At 62.1% G+C, this 16,732-nt stretch carries 18 protein-coding genes; 10 read left to right on the forward strand and 8 right to left on the reverse strand.

What is annotated here, in order from left to right; genetic code table 11:
- Positions 1-9 precede the first annotated feature (9 nt).
- The 6 genes from AB8B02_RS26385 to AB8B02_RS26410 are packed head-to-tail and all read left to right on the forward strand — an operon-like array spanning position 10 to position 5,073.
- Complete coding sequence (locus tag AB8B02_RS26385) at positions 10-1,260, forward strand: ABC transporter substrate-binding protein (protein WP_439065579.1); 1,251 nt, start codon at positions 10-12, stop codon at positions 1,258-1,260.
- An 18-nt stretch (positions 1,261-1,278) separates the two neighbouring features.
- Positions 1,279-2,145, forward strand: coding sequence for a branched-chain amino acid ABC transporter permease (locus AB8B02_RS26390; RefSeq protein ID WP_089266642.1), 867 nt, complete (start codon positions 1,279-1,281; stop codon positions 2,143-2,145).
- Between the two features lie 11 nt (positions 2,146-2,156).
- Entirely contained in the window at positions 2,157-3,149 is a 993-nt protein-coding gene (locus AB8B02_RS26395) for a branched-chain amino acid ABC transporter permease (protein ID WP_439065580.1), read from the forward strand.
- Positions 3,146-3,901, forward strand: coding sequence for an ABC transporter ATP-binding protein (locus tag AB8B02_RS26400; protein WP_175369530.1), 756 nt, complete (start codon positions 3,146-3,148; stop codon positions 3,899-3,901). Before AB8B02_RS26395 ends, AB8B02_RS26400 begins: the two co-directional genes overlap by 4 nt.
- Complete coding sequence (locus AB8B02_RS26405) at positions 3,894-4,598, forward strand: ABC transporter ATP-binding protein (RefSeq protein WP_439065945.1); 705 nt, start codon at positions 3,894-3,896, stop codon at positions 4,596-4,598. The genes AB8B02_RS26400 and AB8B02_RS26405 overlap by 8 nt, the downstream gene beginning before the upstream one ends.
- A 28-nt stretch (positions 4,599-4,626) precedes the next feature.
- Positions 4,627-5,073: a CoxG family protein gene (locus AB8B02_RS26410; protein WP_439065581.1), complete on the forward strand. Its 447-nt coding sequence runs from the start codon at positions 4,627-4,629 to the stop codon at positions 5,071-5,073.
- 16 nt (positions 5,074-5,089) lie between these two features.
- On the opposite strand, the gene AB8B02_RS26415 is transcribed toward AB8B02_RS26410, so the two are convergent.
- Positions 5,090-5,977, reverse strand: coding sequence for a LysR family transcriptional regulator (locus AB8B02_RS26415; protein WP_439065582.1), 888 nt, complete (start codon positions 5,975-5,977; stop codon positions 5,090-5,092).
- A gap of 98 nt (positions 5,978-6,075) precedes the next feature.
- Between AB8B02_RS26415 and AB8B02_RS26420 the strand changes: the two genes are divergently transcribed.
- The gene (locus AB8B02_RS26420; protein WP_439065583.1) at positions 6,076-7,569 is read left to right on the forward strand and encodes a CoA-acylating methylmalonate-semialdehyde dehydrogenase; all 1,494 of its coding nucleotides are present in this window, start codon (positions 6,076-6,078) and stop codon (positions 7,567-7,569) included.
- 63 nt (positions 7,570-7,632) lie between these two features.
- On the opposite strand, the gene AB8B02_RS26425 is transcribed toward AB8B02_RS26420, so the two are convergent.
- The 4 genes from AB8B02_RS26425 to AB8B02_RS26440 all read right to left on the reverse strand — a co-directional run bounded on the left by AB8B02_RS26425 (position 7,633) and on the right by AB8B02_RS26440 (position 11,678).
- Positions 7,633-8,937: a PQQ-dependent sugar dehydrogenase gene (locus tag AB8B02_RS26425; RefSeq protein WP_439065584.1), complete on the reverse strand. Its 1,305-nt coding sequence runs from the start codon at positions 8,935-8,937 to the stop codon at positions 7,633-7,635.
- A gap of 136 nt (positions 8,938-9,073) precedes the next feature.
- Complete coding sequence (locus tag AB8B02_RS26430) at positions 9,074-9,439, reverse strand: response regulator (RefSeq protein ID WP_158596738.1); 366 nt, start codon at positions 9,437-9,439, stop codon at positions 9,074-9,076.
- Between the two features lie 99 nt (positions 9,440-9,538).
- A complete protein-coding gene (locus tag AB8B02_RS26435; protein ID WP_089266657.1) occupies positions 9,539-10,180 on the reverse strand; it encodes a response regulator transcription factor in 642 nt (213 codons plus the stop codon).
- Positions 10,173-11,678, reverse strand: coding sequence for a sensor histidine kinase (locus AB8B02_RS26440; protein WP_439065585.1), 1,506 nt, complete (start codon positions 11,676-11,678; stop codon positions 10,173-10,175). Before AB8B02_RS26440 ends, AB8B02_RS26435 begins: the two co-directional genes overlap by 8 nt.
- Before the next feature lie 266 nt (positions 11,679-11,944).
- Here AB8B02_RS26440 and AB8B02_RS26445 point away from each other — a divergent pair, with 266 nt between their 5' ends.
- From AB8B02_RS26445 to AB8B02_RS26455, 3 genes are all read left to right on the forward strand, one after another.
- Entirely contained in the window at positions 11,945-12,502 is a 558-nt protein-coding gene (locus tag AB8B02_RS26445) for a helix-turn-helix domain-containing protein (protein ID WP_439065586.1), read from the forward strand.
- A gap of 179 nt (positions 12,503-12,681) precedes the next feature.
- Positions 12,682-12,948, forward strand: coding sequence for a hypothetical protein (locus AB8B02_RS26450; RefSeq protein WP_439065587.1), 267 nt, complete (start codon positions 12,682-12,684; stop codon positions 12,946-12,948).
- A 189-nt stretch (positions 12,949-13,137) separates the two neighbouring features.
- Complete coding sequence (locus AB8B02_RS26455) at positions 13,138-14,157, forward strand: carbon-nitrogen hydrolase family protein (protein ID WP_439065588.1); 1,020 nt, start codon at positions 13,138-13,140, stop codon at positions 14,155-14,157.
- Here the strand turns inward: AB8B02_RS26455 and AB8B02_RS26460 are convergent.
- The 3 genes from AB8B02_RS26460 to AB8B02_RS26470 are packed head-to-tail and all read right to left on the reverse strand — an operon-like array spanning position 14,154 to position 16,731.
- On the reverse strand, positions 14,154-15,101 hold the full coding sequence (locus AB8B02_RS26460) for an acetamidase/formamidase family protein (protein ID WP_439065589.1): 948 nt from the start codon (positions 15,099-15,101) through the stop codon (positions 14,154-14,156). The genes AB8B02_RS26455 and AB8B02_RS26460 overlap by 4 nt on opposite strands.
- Before the next feature lie 14 nt (positions 15,102-15,115).
- A complete protein-coding gene (locus AB8B02_RS26465) occupies positions 15,116-15,892 on the reverse strand; it encodes an ABC transporter permease (protein ID WP_068737726.1) in 777 nt (258 codons plus the stop codon).
- Entirely contained in the window at positions 15,889-16,731 is an 843-nt protein-coding gene (locus AB8B02_RS26470) for an ABC transporter ATP-binding protein (RefSeq protein ID WP_439065590.1), read from the reverse strand. The genes AB8B02_RS26465 and AB8B02_RS26470 overlap by 4 nt, the downstream gene beginning before the upstream one ends.
- Position 16,732 lies beyond the last annotated feature (1 nt).

Raw genomic sequence — 16,732 nt, forward strand, 5'->3', positions numbered from 1 at the left:
GAGGACATCATGACGAAGGACATTCGAGACACCAAACGCACTCATATTTCGCGCCGCCACGTGCTGGCCGCGCTCGGCACCGGCGCGAGCGTCGTCGCCATGCCGTGGATCGCACGCGCTGCCGATGACACGATCCGCATCGGCTTTCCGACACCGCTGACCGGCCCGTTCGCGGCGGAAGCCAAGGATCAGGTCAAGAGCGCAGAGCTCGCCGTCAAGCAGTTCAACGACAAGGGCGGCGTTAACGGTCGCAAGATCGAGCTGCTGGTGCGCGATGACAAGCTCAATGGCGGCGAGGCGGCAACGCGCACGCTTGAGCTCATCGAAAAAGACAAGGTCCATGCGATCGTCGGATCGCTGTCCAGCGCGGTGCAGCTCGCGGTCAATGAAGTGACGCGTGCCCGCGGCGTGCTCTATGTCTCCATCAGCCAGTCCGACACCATCAATGAGGTCAAGGACTTCAGCAAATACACCTTCCATGAAGCTCTCAACCCAACCATGACCGCAGGTGCCGTGGCGCGCCATGCGTTCAAGAAGGGCACCAAGGTCGCGCATCTCGTGGCCGACTATGCCTATGGCCATGAAATGCTGCGCGGCTTCAAGCGTGCGCAGGCCGCAATCGGCGCCGAGACCGTTGGCGAGATCATGCACCCGTTCGGTGCTGCGGATTACTCGACTTTCATGCCGCGTCTGCGCTCGATGCGTCCGGATATCCTGTGCATCAGCAATTTCGGCCGCGACCAGGCCAATTCGATCAAGCAGGCGGTGGATTTCGGCCTCAAGCAGCAGGCCAAGATCGTCGTGCCAGTGTTGCTGCATAACCAGCGGCTGGCGGTGAGCCCGGAAGTGTTCGAAGGTGTCGTTGGCGGTTCAAATTACTATTGGGGCCTTGAGAGCCAGTTGCCGAGCGCAAAGGCGTTCAACGACGCCTATCGCGCGGCCAATGGCGGCGCGATCCCGACCGACTACGGCGCCTATGGCTATACCGGCGTCTCGTCGCTGCTGCAGGCGATGCAGGTGGCTGGCGGTACCGACACCGACAAGGTGATCGCGGCGCTGGAAGGCCTGAAATACGATGTCGCCAAGGGCCCGCAATATTATCGCAAATGTGATCACCAGTCGGTCCAGTCGGTCCTCGTGCTCGAGTCCAAAAAGAAGGCCGATATGAAGGGCGACAGCGATCTGTTCAGCATCGTGGCCAATGAGCCGGCTTCGGAAAACGTGCTGCGCAGCTGCACTGAACTCGGCTTCCCGGCCTAACGAAAGCATTCGTCGTCCATGGATACAGAACTCATTCTGATGCAACTCTTCTCCGGAGTTGCCCTCGGTGCGATCCTCGTGATCACCGCGCTCGGCTTGTCGATCATTTTCGGCATGCTCGGTGTGGTGAACTTCGCGCATGGCGCGCTGTTCATGGTCGGCGCCTATGCCGGGCTATGGGTCGCCTCATTGACCGGCAGTTTCTGGTGGGGGCTGCTCGTTGCCCCCATCATGATCGGCGTGTTCGGGATGGCAATCGAATATGTCCTGATACGTCCGCTTTACGGCCGTTCGATCGACGATCCGCTTCTGCTCACCTTCGGTCTCAGCTACGTGCTGGTGGAAGGCGTGCGGATCGTATTCGGCAGTGACGGCATTCCATTCCCGACGCCGTCATCACTGACCGGGGTGGTCGATCTCGGCGTCGGTTTCTTTCCGATCTACCGCATCTTCGTCGTCGGCGTCGTCTTCCTGGTCGTGGTGCTGCTGTGGATGGGGCTGGAGAAGACCAAATTCGGCCTGATCGTGCGCGCCGGCGCGCGCGATCCGACCATGATGAAGGTGCTCGGCGTCGATATCAGCAAGGTCTGGTTGCTGGTGTTCGGGCTCGGTGTCGGTCTCGCCTCGCTCGGCGGCGTGCTGTCCGGGCCGATGCGGTCAGTTAATCCGGAAATGGGCGCCTTGGTGCTGGCCGAAGCCTTCGTCGTGACTGTCATCGGCGGCCTCGGCTCGCTGGTCGGCTCGATCATCGCGGGTCTTCTGGTCGGCGTCGTGATCAGCATGACCGCGCTGTTCGCACCGGAAATGGCGACCATCGTGATGTTCGCATTGATGGCCATCGTTCTTCTGATCCGGCCGCAGGGCCTGTTCGGCAAACTCGCGTAACGGAGCGGACCATGACATCACCGGCGCTCGCCGTTTCTCCTTCCGCCAGTGCGCGAAAGCCTGCGCGCTTCAAATCGCTCGTGACCAAATATCGCGTCCCGCTGTCGATCCTCGCGCTATGCCTGCTGCCGTGGCTGCTGCCGTCCAAGGCGCTGGCGGTGAACGTCCTGATCTACGGCACGGTCGCCGTCGGCTATAATCTGCTATTCGGCTATACCGGTTTGCTGTCGTTCGGCCACGCGGCCTTTGTCGGCACCGGGGCGTACATCACCGGCATCGCCATCGGCCAGTTCGGTGTGCCCTGGTATCTCGCGGTGCTGATGGGTGTTATTGGCGGTGCGCTGCTGGCCTTCGTCATGGGCGCGCTGTCCACGCGCACGCGCGGCATCTACTTCTCGATGGTGACGCTCGCGCTCGCGCAGCTGGTCTATTACGTGGCGCTCCAGACACCGTCCTGGACAGGTGGTGAGAACGGACTGCGCGGTTTCACTGTCAACAAGATCAATCTGTTCGGATTCGAGATCAATTTTCTCGACCCGGTCAACAAATACTACGTGCTGATGGTATTCGCAGCGCTAGCGCTGTGGCTCGTCTCGCGCATTCTCAACTCGCCATTCGGCGCAGCTATCGAGGCGATCCGCGAGAACGAACGTCGTGCGCGGACCTGCGGCTACAATGTCGAGCGCACCAAGCTGTTGTCATTTACCCTGTCAGGCACGATCTGCGCCCTTGGCGGCACTATGTCGGCGCTGCATCTGGCCTTCGTGCCACTGGATTCGCTGCACTACCTGTCCTCCGGGATGATCGTGATGATGACGCTGCTCGGCGGCGCCAGCAGCTTCTTCGGGCCGTTCATCGGCGCGCTGGTGTTCCTAGTGATGGAAGACGTGTTCTCGCTGTGGACGTCGCACTGGCAGATCATCGTCGGATCCATCTTCGTGCTGTTCGTGCTGTTCCTGCCCAAGGGCATCTGGGGCACATTTCTCACAAGGGTCATGCGATGAACGCGCCGCTTCTCGCCGTCAACGATATCGGAGTGAGGTTCGGCGGCTTCGTCGCGCTGCAAGGCGTGACGACGGAGTTCCGGCCGGGTCGCGTCACCTCTATCATTGGCCCTAATGGCGCCGGCAAGAGTACGTTCTTCAATGTGCTGTCCGGCGTGCTTACCCCCTCCAGCGGATCGATCCGCTTCAAGGGGGACGATCTCAAGGGCACGAAGCAGCACGAATTCGTGCATCGCGGCATCGCGCGCTCCTATCAGATCACCAACATCTTTCCCGATCTGAGCGTCCACGAGAACGTTCGTGTCGCCGCGCAGGCCAGTCGCTCGCGCTACAATATCTGGACCAACCGGAACAAGTTCACAGAGCTTGATGCCAAAGCCGATGCGGCGCTGGAGGCTGTCGGTCTGGTCACCAAGCGCGACGAGACCGCCAAGTTTCTAGCCCATGGCCAGCAGCGTGCGTTGGAGATTGCCATCGCGCTGATCTCCAATCCGGAAGTGCTGTTGCTGGACGAGCCGACCGCCGGCATGGGTCCGGAAGAGACCAAGGAAATGGTGGCGCTGCTGGAGAAGCTGGCGGCGGAACGCACCATCCTCCTGGTTGAACACAAGATGAAGATGATCCTCGGCCTCAGCGACCGGATTCTGGTGCTGCACCATGGCCGGCTGATCGCTGATGGCACGCCGCACGACATTCAGACGGACCCCGAGGTTCGTCGCGTCTATCTGGGACAGAACGATGGCTATGCTTGAAACCAAAGACCTGAACGCCTGGTACGGCGCCAGCCATACGCTGCATGGGGTCTCGATCTCGGTGGCGCAGGGCGAAGTCGTCGCGCTGGTCGGCCGTAACGGCGCCGGCAAGACCACCACGATCCGTTCGGTCATGGGGTTGATGTCGAAAACCACGGGCGGCATGACATTCGACGGTAACGACCTGACGTCGATGCCCGCCCATGATCGTTTCAGGCTCGGCCTTGCCTATGTGCCCGAAGAGCGCCGGATCATTCCGGGACTCACGGTGCGCGAAAATCTCCAGCTTGGTCTCGTTGCCAACCGCGGGAAGATCGACGAGCGCGAAGCCATCGAGGAAATCGCAGAGAGCTTCCCGCGCCTCAAGGAGCGCCTCGATCAGGAAGGCGTCACCATGTCCGGCGGCGAGCAGCAAATGCTCGCCATCGCCCGCGCCACCATCGCCAAACCCAAGATGATCCTGCTGGACGAGCCCTCGGAAGGCATCATGCCGGTGCTGGTCGAAGAGATGGGCGTTCTGTTCCGCAAGCTGCGCGATCAGGGCGTCACGCTGCTGCTGGTCGAGCAAAATGTGGAATGGGCGCTGCGCCTTGCTGATCGCGCGATCATCATGGACCAGGGCGAGGTCGTTTACGAGAGCAGCTCGGCGGCATTGCTTGCCGACAAGGAAATCCAGGAACGTTATTGCGCGGTCTGACGCGCATGCTTGCAGACAGGTCACTCCCATGCAGATGAAAGACAGCCAAACCCTTCCGGCCTCGCGCGACAAGGTTTGGGCCGCGCTCAACGATCCCGCTGTGCTGAAGCAGTGTATTCCCGGCTGTCAGGTGCTGGATATGACGTCACCGACCGAGATGACGGCAACGGTCGTGATCAAGGTGGGCCCGGTGAAAGCGACCTTCGGGGGCAAGGTGACGCTGAGTGATCTCGACCCGCCAAACGGCTACAGGATCATGGGTGAAGGCTCCGGCGGTGTCGCCGGTTTCGCCAAAGGCGGCGCAGCAATCAGGCTCGATGCGGTGAGCGACAGTGAAACGATCCTGTACTATGAGGTCGATTCCCAGATCGGCGGCAAGCTGGCGCAGCTCGGTGGGCGCTTGATCGACTCCACAGCCAAGAAGCTGGCGGGTGAGTTCTTCACCAAATTCGGCGCGGTCGTTTCCGCAATCTGAGCGCAGCGGCTGTGACCTATTGCACGATGAACTGGTTGCGCGCCTCGCGCACCTTGGCGACGATATAGCGGCGCACTTCGCGGACCCGGCTCGTATCATGCGTGTCAGGATGTGACACCAGCCAGTAGCTTCGCGTAAAGCGACTGGCCGGCAGAATGCGCTTCAACTCGGGATAAAGCTGCGCCGCGTAGTCGTGCAGGATGCCGACGCCGTGGCCCGCACGAACTGCTTCAAGCTGGCCGACCACGCTGCCGCATTCGAAGCGGCGGGTGATCAGTTCGCTGAAGGTCGATGCATAGTCCAGCGCGCGGCTGTAGATGATATCGTAGATGTAAGTGATCAGCAGGTGGTCGGCGAGATCGCCGGGCTCGCGGATCGGCGTCGACCGAGCCAGATAGTCCTCAGACGCGTAGACGCTGAGCGTGTAGTCGGTGAGCTTGGTGCAGATCAGCTTGCCTTCGTCGGGCCGCTCCAGCGTCACCACGATATCGGCCTCGCGCTTGGCAAGCGAAAAGGTGCGCGGCAGCGCCACGAGCTGGACGATGAGATCCGGATTGGCTGCGGCAAAGCCGCCAAGCTTGTCAGCCAGAAAATAATTGCCGAGCCCGTCCGGCGCGCCGATCCGTACCGTGCCGGCCACCTTGTCGGCGGCCGATGTGAGCTGCGATCCGACCTTGAGCAGTTCGGATTCGGCGCGCTCTGCCGCTGCGAGAAGGGCAACCCCTGATGGTGTCAGCGACGAGCCCGTTGTCTGCCGGTTCAGCAGCTTTGTCTTCAGGTCTTTTTCGAGGGCGGTGAGCTGGCGCGCCACTGTTGCATGGTTGAGTTTCAGCCGCTTGGCGGCACCCAGAATCTGGCCGGTACGGGCGACTTCCAGAAAAATCCGAACTTTGTCCCAATCCATCGTTGGACTCTATTTGCTGCACATCGAAGCCGCAATACTTCGCGTTGTCCGGGCCGGGGAAGCGGCGCAAGACCGCCGGAGCATCAAAGGAGAGTTCGATGGCTTCGGAAATCAAGCACTATATCGGCGGACAGGAGGTGGCAGGTCGCAGCGGCCGGACGTCGCCGGTTTTCAACCCTGCGACGGGAGAGCAGACCGCTCAGGTGGGCCTCGCCAGCACGTCCGAAGTGGGTGCCGCGGTTGCTGCCGCACTCGCGGCAGCAGAGAGCTGGGCCGATACGCCGTCGCTGCGTCGTGCCCGTATTCTCAATAAATTCCTGCGCATCTGTGAAGATCGCATCGACGATCTCGCGGCTGTGATCACCTCCGAACACGGCAAGACCCTGTCGGACGCCAAGGGCGAAATCCAGCGCGGCCTCGAAGTGGTCGAATTCGCGGTGGGTGCTCCGCAGCTGCTGAAGGGCGAAGTCAGCGAGAATGTCGGCACGCGCGTCGACAGCTACGGCGTACGTCAGGCGCTTGGTGTCGTGGCCGGCATCACGCCGTTCAACTTCCCGGTCATGGTGCCGATGTGGATGTTCCCGGTGGCGCTGGCCTGCGGCAACACCTTCGTGCTGAAGCCCTCGGAGCGTGATCCGTCGGCATCGCTTCTGATTGCTGAATGGCTGGCCGAAGCCGGTCTGCCAGCCGGCGTGTTCAACGTCGTACATGGCGACAAGGAAGCCGTCGATGCGCTGCTGCATCATCCTGATGTTGCAGCGATCAGCTTCGTCGGATCGACCCCGATCGCGCGCTACATCTATTCGACCGCGACGAGCACCGGCAAGCGTTGCCAGGCACTCGGCGGCGCCAAGAACCACATGGTGGTGATGCCGGATGCCGACATCGACCAGGCCGTCGATGCGTTGATGGGTGCCGCTTATGGCTCAGCTGGCGAGCGCTGCATGGCGATTTCGGTCGCGGTGCCGGTCGGCGAGAAGATGGCGGATGCCTTGATCTCCAAGCTGGAGCCAAAGATTCGTGCGCTCAAGGTCGGATCTGGCTTCAATGCTGAATCTGAAATGGGCCCGCTGGTGACCCAGCAGCATCTCGACAAGGTGCGCGGCTATGTGGATTCCGGCGTCGAACAGGGCGCCAAGCTGGTCGTCGATGGTCGGGACTTCCGGTCCAACGAAGGCGGCTACTTCATCGGCGGTTCGCTGTTTGATCACGTGACGCCGGACATGAAGATCTACAAGGAAGAGATCTTCGGGCCGGTGCTCGCGGTGGTGCGTACGCCGGACTATGCGACGGCAGCGCGCATGATCAACGACAACGAATACGGCAACGGCACGGCCATCTTCACGCAAAACGGCGACGTCGCGCGTGAATTCGCTCATCGCATCCGCGTCGGCATGGTCGGCATCAATGTGCCGATCCCGGTGCCCGTGGCGTTCCATTCCTTCGGTGGATGGAAGGCCTCGCTGTTCGGCGATCACTCGATGCACGGACCGGAAGGCGTTCGCTTCTATACCCGCCTCAAGACCGTCACCAGCCGCTGGCCAACGAGCATTGCGCAAGGTCCGGAATTCGTGATGCCGACAATGAAGTAAGGTCGGAGCGTGGGGCGCGCGACTAACGCGTGCTCCACGAGCCTGCCGGTCTATTCCGCGCCCTTAGGCCGCGGCCGTCACACGCCAGATCACGTCGCCCACATCGTCGGCCACCAGCAACGCGCCATCCGGGGTGAGTGTGACGCCGACGGGGCGTCCATAGGACACCTTCTCGTCCGGTGCGAGGAAGCCCGACAGGATATCCCGCGGCGGTCCGGACGGCTTGCCGTTCACGAACGGGATGAAGACGACCTTGTAGCCGCTGAGCGTGCTGCGATTCCACGACCCGTGCTGGCCGATAACCATGCCGTCCGGAAATCCCGGCAGCGTGCCGGCGGGCAGCCAGCAGAGGCCGAGCGAGGCGGTATGGCCGCCCAATGCATAGTCGGGCGTGATCGCGGTGGCGACCAGCGCTGGATCCTGCGGCACGCGGTCGTCGACTGTCTTGCCCCAGTAGCAATAGGGCCAGCCGTAGAAGCCGCCGTCACGCACCGAGGTCAGGTAATCCGGCGGCGTCTCGTCGCCGAGGCCGTCGCGCTCATTGACCACGGTCCATAGCGCGCCGGTCGTCGGCTCCCAAGCGAGGCCGACGGGGTTGCGCAAGCCGGCGCCGAAGATGCGGCTCTTGCCCGTCGCAATATCGAGCTCATAGACAGCGGCGCGGCCTTCTTCGACCTCCATGCCGCCTTCGGCGATGTTGCTCAGCGAACCGACGCCGATATACAGCTTGCTGCCATCGGGGCTCGGCAGGATGCTCCGCGTCCAGTGGCCGCCCGACTTGAAATTGGTGAGTTTCTTGCCCGGCGCGGTGATGCTGTCAGCGCCCGCCACATAAGGGAAGGCCACCACGCCATCGACATTGCCGACATAGAACGTGTCGTTCAGCAGCGCCATGCCAAACGGCTGGTTCAGTCCCTCCATGAAGGTCTGGCTGGTCTCGGCGACGCCATCGCCATCCCGGTCGCGCAGCAGCGTGATGCGGTTGGCGCTGACGCCGAGCGCCGCGGCCCGCCGCATCGTGGCCTGCATCGCATAGCCGAACATGTTACGGACGGGACCGGCAACCTGCGTCGCCTCGGCGATCAGAACGTCGCCATTGGGCAGCACGTTGATCCAGCGCGGATGTTTCAGGCCGGAGGCAAAGGCATTGACCTTGAGCCCGGGCGCGACAACTGGCTTCTGTCCCGCGGCCCAGCCCTGAGCGGTCGGCATCTTCAGCGTGGGGATGGCGCCTTGCGGCTTGGCCTCTGGCACAACGGGCGCGCTGCCCCAGGCGGGCGCGTGTGTATTGCCCTGCAGGCGGCGCCACTGCAGCGCCGCGCCGCCGATGACCGCAACGACGCGCGCAAAAACTCCAGACAAACTCATGTCATTCCCCCATGTAAGTGCGCGCACACTATCCGACACCTACGCGGGTTAAAACCGCCGCGTGACGGCGTGCAGGGCATGCGAGCCCGTCATTCATGGGGGATCGGCGCCATGACGACCGGGGCGGTGCGGGCGGCTATGGCGCCGCGATGGCCTGGTTGATGCAGGCGGCTAGTTCGTCGACTTCGAACGGCTTGTTGAGGACGCAGGGCGTGCTGCCCAGTCGCGCGCGCACTTTCTCTTCGGAATTGGCCGTGATGAAAATGACCGGCGTCTGGTTCTTGTCCGAGCGCATGCGCTCATAGAGGTCGATGCCGGTGAGGCCCGGCATTTCGACGTCGGTCACTACGCATGACGTAGCGAGCACCGACGGCGATGTCAGAAACGCTTCGGCGGATTCGAAGCTGAGGACGATAAAGCCCAGCGATCGCAGCAGGCTTTCAAGCGCGCGGCGAACCGACGAGGAATCGTCGATGATGGCAATGGCATGTTCAGAGTTCAACGCAATCTCCACACGGCGGCTTTGACAGCGACCCCAGTGTTGAGCCGTTTCGCCCAGAATATTGTCAAATAACGCCGTGCAGCGAAATCATACTGAGGTTTATCGGGAGGTACCGGGAGCTGGTTTCATGCCGATTGCCTCGGCCATGCGCACCAGGGAGGCGAAGGATTTTGCGTCCATCTTCTTCATCATCTTGCCGCGATGGATCTTAACCGTAATTTCGCTGAGGTTCAGCTTTGCGGCGATCTGCTTGTTCAGCAACCCCGCGGTGGCAAATTCCATCACCTCGCGTTCCCGCGCACTCAAAGTGCCGAAACGCTCCTTGATATCGGCCAGTCCATCGCGCTCTTGCCGCGCCTTGCGGTCGCGCTCCACGGCGCCCGCGACGGCATCGAGCATTTCCTGATCGCGAAACGGCTTGGCGAGAAAATCGACGGCTCCGGCCTTCATGGCGCGCACCGTCATCGGCACATCGGCATGGCCGGTCATGAAGACGATGGGCGTATTGCCGCCGAGATCGGCCAGGCGCTTCTGGAAATCAAGGCCGCTGACGATCGGCAGCCGAATATCGAGGACAAGGCAGCTGGCCCTGGTGAGAATGTCGCTCTCGAGAAGCTCGACCGCCGAGGAGGCGAAGCTGACTTCATATCCGACCGAGCGCAGCAGACTGCCAACCGCAGTGCGGATGGCGGCTTCGTCGTCCACGACGACGACCAAAGGTGCTTCTGCGTCGTTAGGCAAGGTTGCCGGATCCTTCTGCGGTGGCCGTCGGTATCACGAAATGGAAGGTGGTTCCACCACTCTCGTTTCGTTCCGCCCAGATGCGTCCGTGATGCCACTCGATGATGGATCGGGAGATCGAGAGGCCGATGCCCATTCCCTCGGCCTTTGTCGTGAAGAACGGCGCGAACAGGCGTTGCATATGGTCGTCCGGGATACCTGATCCTGAATCGCGCACCGAGACGAGAATTCCCCGCGTCGCATCGAGTGCCGACCACACCCTCAGCTCCTTCGTCGCACTCGCCTTCATGGCGTGGACGGCGTTGTTGACGAGATTCATCAGCACCTGCTGAAGCTGCACCTCGTCGCCCACGATGGTGGGCAGATCGGGTGTCAGGTCGAGGACTGCTGAAATCTGGTGCTGTGCCAGATCGCGCTGAACCATCGCCAGTACCTGCGTGACGATAGCGTTGACGTCGACCTGGCCGCGCGCCAACTCGCCCTTCACGGCGAGCGACCTCAGCCGGTGAATGATGTCGCCGGCCCTGCGGCCCTCCTGCACGACTTCCTTGAGGCAGGCCGTGGTCTCGCCGAGATCGGGCCGCTCCCGCGACAGCCAGCGCAAGGCGGCCTCCGCATTGGTCACCACGGCGGCAAGCGGCTGGTTGACCTCATGGCCGATCGATGCCGTCAGGGCCCCCAATGTCGCGATGCGCGAGACGCGGGTGAGTTCTGCGATGCTCTGCTGGAGCGCTTGCTCGGCTGCGATCTTGGCGGTGACATCGAGCGAATTGATCAGGACGGAGCGAGACCGATCGGTGGGGAAGGTTGCCGTGACGATGGTCGTGCGCAACTCGCCGTTGACGGCACGGATGGCCGCTTCAATCGTGAATGAGCTTTCTCCCGCAAGAAATGCGAGCAGGATTTCGCGAAAGGCGACCAAAGTCTCCGGCTCAAGTGCCGCATCCCAGGACTGCCGAACGTTCTTCTGGTCGAGATCGCCGATCAATTGCTTCGCGGCGTCATTTGCGTCGAGGGTCCGGACGAGAAACAGGCAATGTTTGAGGAAGCCCTCATTGGCGATGAGATAGTCGCGCAATCGGGGAATGCCTTGTTGCAGGATCGGCGCGCAGGCATTGGCCGCTTCCGTGAAGTCCTGCTCCCAGATGGCAACACTCGTGCCCTGAAAGATGTTGCGATAGCGCTCTTCGCTCCGCCGAAGCCTTGCGTCCGACATCCTGATCTGGACGCAGAGCACGGCGGCGATGGCAATGGCGAGCGCGCTGACGGCGCCGCGCAGCATTGCTCCCTCATTGGGGTCGTTCGCGTGGCCGATCAGATAGCCGAGGATTGTCAGGCCGATGCAGCCCAGAGCGATCAGGATGATGCCCGTGACATTGGTGAAACGGAGCGCCATCAGCAGCACGACGATATAAAGCGCCGCGACGGCGATCTCGAACGTGCTGAAGGCGTCGAACGCGAAAATACCCGCAGCAAGGATAGCTGTCGCAATGGCCATGGGCAGCTGTGAGGGGCGGTGCACCCGATCAGAATTGGTCATTTGAGCCGCAAAATAGGAAGCAGGGCGTGCGTCCTGCAGGGAATGGTGAAGTCGTCCGAAGTCTGTGGCGTCTCGCCCGAAATAAACCTTGGTATAGGGCGGGATTACCTTCGTTTCTTGAATCTCTATTCTCGTAGAATGGTTAGCGCGGCCGGAATCTCTCATCCTTGGATCGTCGAAGTCATCGCGATGTCGATGGCATTCACCACCCAAAGGAGACCGATATGCTGCTCGATTCACAGTCCCAGAATTCTGACTCGTTTGCCGGTGTATTGTCTGACGCAAGTTCTACGACGGTCGCCCAGCTCCTGCTAGATGCACGGCAGGCGATTGGATCGGATGTCGGTGCGGCTCTTCGCTGCATCAGGCAGGCTGCATCGCTGCTCGAGGCGCCCTCCCAACCGTCGCCCGTCAGCCCCGCGAGGGGCGGCCTCGCACGCTGGCAGGCGGAGCGGATCAAGCGCCACATTGATTCAAATCTGGATGAGGCGATCCAAGTATCGGATCTCGCGAGTCTCGCTCGCCTGAGTTGCGGTTACTTCTCAAATGCGTTCAAGACCACCTTTGGCCAGTCTCCCCATGCCTATATCGTCTCCCGCCGTCTGACGCGTGCGATGGAGCTGATGACATCCACCAGCAAGTCACTCTGCGAGATCGCCATCGATTGTGGCTTCTCCGATCAGGCCCATATGTGCCGCCAGTTTCGCCGCGCGACCGGGGCCAGCCCCAACGTCTGGCGCCGCGACAACATGATGATGTCCGCACTCGCAACACAGCAGTGATGCTCCTCGGGGAGTATCCAGAAGCGGGCCACGGACGCTTGCATGATCGCCCCGCCTTTGACGAATAGTTCGCATCAATGCTCCACCCCAAAATATCTCGCTATCTCAACCACTATGAAAGGATCGCTCAAATGTCTGCGCGCAACACGATGATGAAATCGGCCCGGCGGTGGCTCTTAGTGCCCGCATCCGTGGCTTTCGTGATGTTGACCTCCATGGCGGAGAGCTCGGCGGCGTCCGACAAGGCCTATCGCTGGATCGGAGATCCCCGGCTCTCCACCGACATCAGCGCAGCCCGCCGTGTACAGCAGCGACGTGTCCATGCTCCCGCCCGCGTGACGGTTCCTTCCGTTGCTCCGCCGGTGCGGCCGATGGATTCCTATGCGAGTGCGCCGACAAGCTATGGCTACGGCATCGGCGACAACTCCCGAAACCAGACGTGGTGAAGCGAGGCGCCCAGCCAGGCCCGGTCGATCCTCGAAGCATGGTGGTCCGTGCACCCCGGGTTGCAGAAATGCCCGGTGGTCCCGCGGCCCTGAATGGATAGGTTCCTCCTCGAACATGGTTCAGCGACATTTCGGGGCCTTCCGACGAGCCTGAGACATGGCTGCATCGATGCAAGAGGAAGAATGACGATGTCGTCACAGGTTAAAGTCGCTGCGGTCCATGCTGCGCCGGTATTTCTCGATCGCGCGGCCACCACGGCGAAGGCGATTTCGATCATTCGCGAGGCTGCGGCCGCGGGTGCGCAGCTGATAGCATTTCCTGAAACTTATATCCCGGCGTTTCCGGTCTGGGCGGCACTATGGGCGCCAATCGAGAATCACGATCTGTTCGTGACGATGGCCGAACAGTCGGTCTCGATTACAGGTCCGGAAATGGCCGCCTTGCGCAACGAGGCGCGGGCGCTTGGCGTGACGGTTTCGATGGGCATCAGCGAAAGCTCGCCGGTCAGCGTCGGCCTGATCTGGAACAGCAATGTCCTGATCGGGCCCGACGGCAGTATTCTCAATCATCACCGCAAGCTGGTGCCGACGTTCTATGAGAAGCTGGTCTGGGCTGCCGGCGATGGCGCGGGCCTCCGTGTCGCCGATACGCCCGTGGGTCGTGTCGGCAATCTCATCTGTGGCGAGAACACCAATCCGCTGGCCCGCTATACACTGATGGCGCAGGCCGAGCAGATTCACATTTCGAGCTGGCCGCCGATGTGGCCGACGCGCCGCCCGAGCAGCGGCGGCAATTTCAACAATGTCGCAGCCAATCGCATTCGCGCCAGCGCGCATTCGTTCGAGGCCAAGGCCTTCGGCATCGTCACCGCCGGCTATATGGACAAGGCGATGCGCGACTTCCTGATAGCGCGGGATCCCGACGTGGTCGATGTGATCGATCGCACGCAGCGGGCCGCCAGCTTCTTCGTCGACCCGACCGGCGAAGTGCTCGGCGACATGCTGCAGGACGAGGAGGGCATCGCCTATGCCGAATTCGACCTGCGGCGCTGCATCGAGCCGAAGCAGTTCCACGACGTGGTCGGCTATTACAATCGTTTCGACGTGTTCGATCTGACCATCAATCGCAAGCGCCTCGTACCGGCAACCTTCGTCGACAAGATCGACGACGAAGGGGTCGCGTTTGAGCCGGCCGAACGCGCGGTTTAGCGCTTCGACTGGTTCAGAACCGCATGCGGCATCATCACATGGATGCCCTTGTCGAGATTGACCAGCTGGGTGACGCGGACATCGGCCGCAAGACTGCAGAGCATATAGGCATCGTCGGGCGTCAGCGTTGTGCGTGCGACGATCATGCTAACCATCCGGCGGAGCGCGATACGCGCGGCTTCGTCGAGATCGGGATCGAAGGCCATCGAGATGAGGTGATCCTTCGTCTCGGCATAAGGTGCCTCCAACTGCGTATTCTTGACGAGATCGATCTTGAATGTGCCGGTGAGGCCGGTCTCGACGGCGGTCACACAGACTTCGCCATCACCCTGCACGGCGTGACCGTCACCGCAGGAGAACAGGCCACCCTCGGCCCAGACAGGAAGATAGAGAACGCAGCCTGCGCCGAGCTCCCTGTTGTCGATATTGCCGCCAAAATGCGAGGGCATGGTCGTGCTGACCCGGCCAACCGCAGGTTTCGGCGCGGTACCCATCACACCGAAGAACGGTTGCGCCTTTAGCGTGATGCCCCATGGGGTCTTTACCGCGCCGCTGGCACGATCAAGTCCGATATGGACGCGGCGGAAATAGTCGAAGTCGTCGGGCAGCGTGCCCATGCCGGGCTTGAAGAGCGTGTAGCCCCAGTCATCCGCGAGCTGGACATCAAGGATCTCGACACGCAATGCGTCACCCGGTTGGGCGCCGCGCACGGCGATAGGCCCGGTGAGGATATGCGGCCCGAGTTCTGGCGTGACGGCATCCAGGATGGCGACAAGTTCGGGGCGGATGGTCATGCCCGCTTCTGTCGGGAGGTTCTCGCGCGTGCCGCTGACGCTTGTGATCGTGACCGTCTCGCCGGGATCGATGGCGGCGATCGGCTTCAGCGTGGCGTCGAAATAACCCCAATGAACGGTCGTCGGGCTCGGAAGCAGTGTCTGCGTCATGGAATGTCCTGTGTTCAGCCGCCGGCGGCAAAACTGTCGCTGCGCACGGCCCAGCCGGTGACGCGCGCCTCGATCAGCGAGAACACAATATACAAGCCGACGCCCAATGCAGCCAGAATGAACAGGCCGGCGAACACCAGCGGCACATCGAAGCTGGACGACGCGATCATCATCAGATTGCCGATGCCGCGATTGGAGGCCACGGTCTCCGAAATCACCGTGCCGACGAAAGCCAGCGTCGCAGCCACCTTCAGGGAGGCGAAGAAGTACGGCATGGTGCGCGGCAGGCCCACATTCCACAGAATTTCCAGCTTGGTCGCGCGCAGCGTCTTCATGACGTCCTGCAATTCGGGCTCTGTCGCCGCAAGGCCGGTGGCGACGTTCACGACGATCGGGAAGATGCACATGATCATCGCGGTGAGGATCGCCGGCACGGTGCCCGCGCCGAACCACAGTACGAAGATCGGCACCACCGCGACTTTCGGGATCGACGAGAATCCCACCAGCATCGGATAGGCGACGTCATAGGCCAGCTTCGACGAGCCGATCAGCATGCCCAAGAGAATGCCGATCGCGATGCCGAAGCCGAACCCAACCATGGTTGTGTACAGCGTCTGCAGCGCATGCGGCCAGATCGCGGGGAAGCGCGTCCAGAGCGTCGCAAGCACCTGGCTCGGCCGCGGCAGCACGATGTCCGAGACATGGAACATCAGGCACAACAATTCCCACAGTACGAAGAAGCCGATGATGCAGGCGGTGGACATGACCTGGCGGCGGACGCGTTCGCTCATGACACGATCTCCTGAACGGCGCGAGCCGCGACGATGCGCTGGCGCAGGCGCTGGGTCAGCGTGACGAAATCCGGCTCGAACGACACGTCGATGGTGCGCGGCCGCGCGAACGGCACCGCGCTGTCATCGACGATGCGGCCGGGCCGCGCCTGCATCACGCAGATGCGCGACGCCAGATAGGCGGCTTCCTTGAGGTCGTGGGTGACCAGCAGCACCGTCGGCCGCTTTTCGATCCAGAGATTTTGCATGATCTCCCACAATTCCTCGCGGGTGAACTGATCGAGCGCGCCGAACGGCTCGTCCAGCAGCAGCAGCGTGGGATCATGGATCAGCGCGCGGCACAGCGAGGCACGCTGCTGCATGCCGCCGGAGAGCTGCCAGGGAAACTTGTCGCCGAAGCCGCCGAGGCCGACCTGCGTCAGAGAGGCCTCGACGCGGTCGCGATATTCGTTCTTGCGCTTGGCGCTGAAGCTTTCCTTGAACGGCGGCACGATCTTCAGTGGCAGCATGACATTGTCGCGGATATTCAGCCACGGCAGCAGCGTGGGGTTCTGGAACGCCATGCCGATCCGTGCCGCGCCCGCGCCGATTTCGCGGCCGGCAACGAACACGTTGCCCTGGGTCGCATTCAGCGTGCCGGCCACCAGTTTCAGAATCGTCGACTTGCCGCAGCCGGACGGACCGACCAGGGCGACGAATTCGCCCTTGTCTATGCGTAGCGACGTCTCGGCCAGCGCGGTCACGGCGTTCTTCGCCGTGCCGAAGGTGACGAGCACCTTTTCGAGCTCGATCACATTGTCCACAGCGCGGGGCTTTGGGTGGGCGAGCGGTGCGTTCATC

Origin of the sequence: Tardiphaga sp. 862_B3_N4_1 (genome assembly GCF_051811085.1) — a bacterium.
Taxonomy (GTDB): Bacteria; Pseudomonadota; Alphaproteobacteria; order Rhizobiales; family Xanthobacteraceae; genus Tardiphaga; species Tardiphaga robiniae.